Annotated in this window: 3 protein-coding genes; all 3 read right to left on the bottom strand. The window is 61.0% G+C overall.

Translation table 11 applies throughout. The features are described 5' to 3' along the window. Window positions 1–3259: DUF6531 domain-containing protein (locus AC559G_RS12170; protein WP_498912704.1), on the bottom strand; the 3259-nt coding region annotated here is incomplete at its 3' end. A 5-nt stretch (window positions 3260–3264) separates the two neighbouring features. Continuing rightward, complete coding sequence (locus AC559G_RS12165; RefSeq protein WP_498912703.1) at window positions 3265–3702, bottom strand: DcrB-related protein; 438 nt, start codon at window positions 3700–3702, stop codon at window positions 3265–3267. 41 nt (window positions 3703–3743) lie between these two features. After that, the coding region (locus AC559G_RS12160) for a type VI secretion system Vgr family protein (protein ID WP_498912702.1) at window positions 3744–5221 on the bottom strand (1478 nt) is incomplete at its 5' end.

The following is a 5221-nucleotide window of genomic DNA, read 5'->3' as shown; positions in this document are numbered from 1 at the left end:
GCAGGTTGGCCGCCGGATCGTAACGGTAATGCTCCGTATCCGGCAGGGAGCCTTCCTGTGCCAACAGCCGCCCGGCGGCATCGTAGTGATAGTGGCGATAGGCAAACGGGTTGGCGTTGTGTTCCTCACGCGTCAGGTTGTTTTGGTAGTCATAGGTCCACTGGCGTGAGCGGCTGGCCGGCGCCGGGCGCGGCCGGTCAGTGCGGTGTATCTCCAGGCGATCCTTGCGGCCCAGCCGATCGTAATGCACCCGGCTGGTCAGGCGGCCCTGAGTGCGGCTGAGCTCACGGTGCAGATTATCGCGCTCAAACTCGCTGATCGTGACATTATCCAGCGCCAGTTGCAGCAAATGGCCACTGCCGTAATAGAGCGCGCGTAGCGCACGGCCATCAGGCAGGACGGTCTGCGTCCGGTTGCCGAGCGCATCGTAAGAATAGGCCAGTGCGCCGTTAATGCCTTGTTCATTAATCACACGGCCCAACAGATCATACTGGAAGCGGACGTCGCTCTCGGCTTCCTGCGCGTAGCCTTGCCAGACATCGCCCCGGTAGAAGGCCGCCTGCAGCAGTTGGCCGACGGCGTTGTAACGGTAGCGGGTTTCTCCGTCTGGCGTCTGCCTGGCGGTCAGTTGCCCGGCGGCATTGTGGCTGAAGAAGTGTGAAAACGTGTCGGGGGTATTGGCGGCAAAAGCACGTTCAATGACCCGGCGGCATTCGTCATGGCGGTAACGCGTGCTAACGCCGTCCAGCCCGGTCTCTTCCAGCAGCAGGTTGCAGGCGCCCCAGCGGAAGGCATAGCTTTCGTCGTTTTCATTGCGTAATGCAATCAGGCGGCCGCGCGGATCGTAGCGGCGCACCACTTCGCCATCCAGCGGGTTTCGCGTGGCCAGCAGGCGGCCTGCGTTGTCATAACGGTAGTGCGTCAGGCGGCCGTCAGCGCCCTGATAGTGCGCCAGTTGGCCCTGTGGGTTCCATGCCAGCGTTTCCTGCCAGCCCTCGGCGTGTTGCAACTGCGTTAGCCGCCCGGCGGCGTCGTAGCTGTAGCGGGTGCTTTCACCCTCGGCATCGGTCACTTCCGTCAGCCAGCCCTCGGCATTGTAGTGGTAAACCGTCTGTTTGCCGGAGCAGTCGCGGGCGCTGATTAACTGGCCGTGTGCATCATAGTCAAAGTGGCTGACGCCGCCGTTGGCATCAACCGATTGCACCACCTGGCCGTAGTTATCACGCAGATAACGTTGGCTATGGCCGAGCGCATCCACCTCGGCAATCAGTGCATGGCGTTCATCATAGTAAAAATGATGGGTGGCGCCGTTGGCTTCCTTGATGCTGACGGGCAGCGCCCGCTGCGGCAGCCAGGTGGTCAGGCGGATATGGCCCAGCGCATCTTCTTCTTCCACCAGATTGCCGGCATCGTCATAGCGGAATTGCCAGCCGTGGCCGAGGGGATCGCGCGTGGCAATCAGCAGGGCATCATCGTTCCATTGGTAGTGCCACACTTCATCGCGTTCATCGGTATATTCCGTCACCAGCTGTTGGGCGTTCCAGCGGTGCCGATGTTGCAGGCCATCAAATTCCGTTACCGTCGTTAAACCGGCCGCCAAATCGTAATCAATGGTGCAGCCGCTGCCGCTTTCACTACGGTGTTCAACCACCCGCCAGTCGTCGAACATGGCCCAGCGGTATTCGAAGCGCGGGCCGCCGGCCTGTTGATGGCTGGTTAACAGGTGGGCATCGTTATAGTGGAATTCACGTGTGGCGATGTGGCTGGCGTCAATAACCTGGTGCAAATCACCGGCGGTGGTATAGCGGTAGCGCACCCGGTCGTTGCCAGCATGGCGCAGTGCGGTAACGCGATCGGGGAAACGCGTATCCTCGTAGGCCAGTTGGAGTTCCAATGCACCGGTGTCGTCTGTAATGGTGCTCAGGCGTTGCGCTGCGTCATAGCCAAGCAGCAGGGCGTTGTCATATTCATCGCTGAGCGAAACCAGGCGCAAACGGCGGGGCGCCTGCGGCAGGGGGATGAACAGCCGCCATACGCTGCCGTCGGTATCGGCGATAATCAGTTGGCCTTCTTCGCCGCGGCGAAAAATCAATCCTTCGCCTGCGCTAAAGCTCGGCTCATTAATGGCCGGTAGCGGGAAACGTAGTTCACGGCCGGTTTCATCATGCAGGCAGCATTCGGTGCCGCCATTGCCATCGTCCGCCAGATCAACCCAAACCTCGAAGGCGGTGCGCCAACCGTGGCCGAACAAGCCCGCGTAGTGGTTGCGGCTGTTGTAGTAACGTTGCCAGGCAAACGGGAAACGCGCCGGTAACAGCAAATCCAGATCTTCCTCGCCATGTAAAACCTTGGCGCCGGTAGCGGCATGGACGGGGTTGAATGCCGCATGGATCGCTTCCCCCAATGCATTGACGCCGGCAGCGGCCAGGCCGCCGCCGATCATGCAGGGGAGATTGGGCAGCACTTTGCTCGGCCGCCCGAGGAGCAGCGGCAGCAGCGTCATGGCCAGGCCAATCCCAGGAAGTTTGCCGCTTTTTATTTCGCGTACAGTGGCCGTTTCACCGCCGATCAAGACATTTTTGGAGACGTTGGTGGATACGGTGGCCTCGCAGGTGGAGCGGTCTTTGCTACGCACGGCCGGCTGACCGTTGATAAATACTTTGCCGGAGCCTTCCGCCAGGTATTGCGGGCCGCTGTGTTTGTCACAGCTGATTTTGTCTTCTTCCAGCGGCTGGCTCGGCTGGCTGGGGCCGGCCACCGTGGGCTGCCACAGTTGGGAAATAAGATTGCCGCCTGCTGCCAGCAGTTCAGCGCCGTAATCCCAGAAGCTTTGCGGCGGTTGCGGTGCCGGCAGCGCGTTAATTTCTTCCGCTGTCAGCAGGCGCCCGGCCGCGCGGGCTGCCGGTTTGCCATTGGTAAACACGTTATTGGAACCGGTCAGGATCACGCCGCTGACAGTGGGGGGGAACAGCGCGTCTGCCACGGCGTCGCAGCCCTGGCTGATATCATCACCAATACCCGAAATGTTGGCGGCAAAACCTACGATAAGGCCAGCGCCAACGCAGGTTGAGGCGCCAGCGGCAACGGCACCCAGCACGGCCACGCCCGCCAGTGCCGGGGCGGCAGCGGTTGCCGCTGCACTCACGGCCATGGTGGCCAGGGAATAGACCGCCACTTCCGCTACGGCACTGGCGATATCCGCGAGAGCACTGGAGTGGATCAACTCATCGTCTTTTCTTGCTGCCCAGAGTTCACTCATGATTATCAGTCATCCTGTCCAGATAATGTCAGGGAGGCTTTAACCTGTTGCCAACGGTTATCGTCCTCGGGCGTGAAAGGGTTCATTGACGAATAGGTAAAAATAATCAGTGTCTGGCTGTCGCTCGTCTGGGCCGCCAACTGGTGTTGATGGTGGTGGTAGCCGGCGCGGAAAAAACGGCTGGTGACTTCGATGGCCTGGATAGCGCCATCCGGCCCGGCGCTGATGCGCTGGCGCGGCGACTGCTCTAAGTCGCTTATCTGCGGCAACAGAGCGGCCCACTGTTTTTCAAATTCACCTTCCAGCGTGCTGCCTTCGGGCAGCGGCGCGCGGGTAATCACCAATGAAGCGCCGGTTTGCGGGTTTTTCAGGATATTGACGGTGCAATCCTGCCAAGGGCCGGCGGGCAGGATGAAATGGCCTTCCTGGAAAAGATAATTCATAAGTCTTCTCTGTTAGCTGGCGCGGGGCTACGCCCACATAATCATGATTTGGGGAACAGTTGATCCACGGCGGCCTGAATGGCTTTTTTGTGCTCGGGACCGGGGGCTTTGGCGCGGGCAGCTCCGTTGGGTTGGTTCAGTTGCAATTTGCCGCCGGTGTTGATCTCGCCGCCTTCTTTCACGGTGATATTAAAACTGTTGCCGGTGAGGCTGATCTGACCATTGGCTTTCAGCTCGATCACGCTTTCACCGCACTCCAGGCGGAGGGTCTCGCCGGAACCGAGGGTGAAGGTATCTACCACGTTATCTGAACGTGTTTTACCGGTGAGTGATGAGGCATCGCCTTTGATACCGATGGCCTGGTTGAGCACGACGCGTTGCAGTTCATTACCGCCCACCAGATGCGTATGGTTTTTATCAATGGTGTGGTTTTCATCGTTCTCGACATTGATATCCATATTGCGTTCGGCGTGCAGCCACACCTGCTCTTCGCCGGCCTTGTCTTCAAAGCGCAGGGCGTTGGCGTTGTCCGGCGAGCCGTCTTTGGAGCGGCTCATAAAGCCCATCTGCGTGGCGGCGGCCGGCAGCGCCCACGGCGGCATGTTGGCGTCGTTGTAAACCCGGCCGATGATGATCGGGCGGTCCGGATCGCCGTTGATGAAATCCACCACCACTTCGTCGTTCACCCGCGGGATCTGCACGCCGCCGAAGCCCTGGCCGGCCCAGGCGCTGGAAACACGCACCCAGCAGGAGCTGCCGTCGTCCGCCGGCCCAAAGCGATCCCAGTGGAACTTCACCTTCACGCGGCCGTATTTGTCGGTCCAGATGGATTCGCCGGTCGGGCCGACCACCCGCGCGGTCTGCGGGCCGTGGGTTTTCGGCCAGTGCGCCTGTTGCGCCGGGCGCCACGGAATATCGGCCGGGATCACCGTGAAGTCGATACGGTGTTCGCTGGCCTGGCTGTCGCCGCTGGCGTAGCGGTTTTCCTGCAGGCGGTAGCGGGCGCGCACCGTCAGGTAGGCGCGGTTATCGTCGGCATAGGGGGCGTTGTTGAGCGTAAAGGTGTAGCCGGGGGCGATACCGAGCGCGGTGGCGGTACCGCCGGTCTGGTGGTGCCCGGCCTGCCAGGCTTCCTGGCGCACGCGGGCGTAGAATTCGCCCTGCTGGTGTTCGGTGTAGCGGCCCGGCCAGTCATACACGTCGATTTGCCCCGGCTGCGGCGAGACTGGGTTCTGGCGCGCCTGCAGCAGCCAGGCGTTGGGCTTGCGGAAATCGTAATCGTCCAGGCTGTAGATGCCCGGCGTCACCTGGTCGGCCAGGGTCCACTGGCTGATGCCCTGCTCACTGGTGATGCCGCCGGACGGCGTCAGGTGATAGGGAATGGTTTCATAACCGGGGTAGGGTGTGTGGATCTGCGGCGCATCGGCCAGCACCAGCGTGTGCTGATCCTGCTGGTGCTTGAAGTAGTAATAAATACCCTCCAGCTCCATCAGGCGGCTGATGAAGTTGAAGGAGCTTT

Source organism: Gibbsiella greigii (genome assembly GCF_039540155.1).
GTDB lineage: Bacteria > Pseudomonadota > Gammaproteobacteria > Enterobacterales > Enterobacteriaceae > Gibbsiella > Gibbsiella quercinecans.
This window is presented reverse-complemented; position numbering and strand designations above follow the sequence as displayed.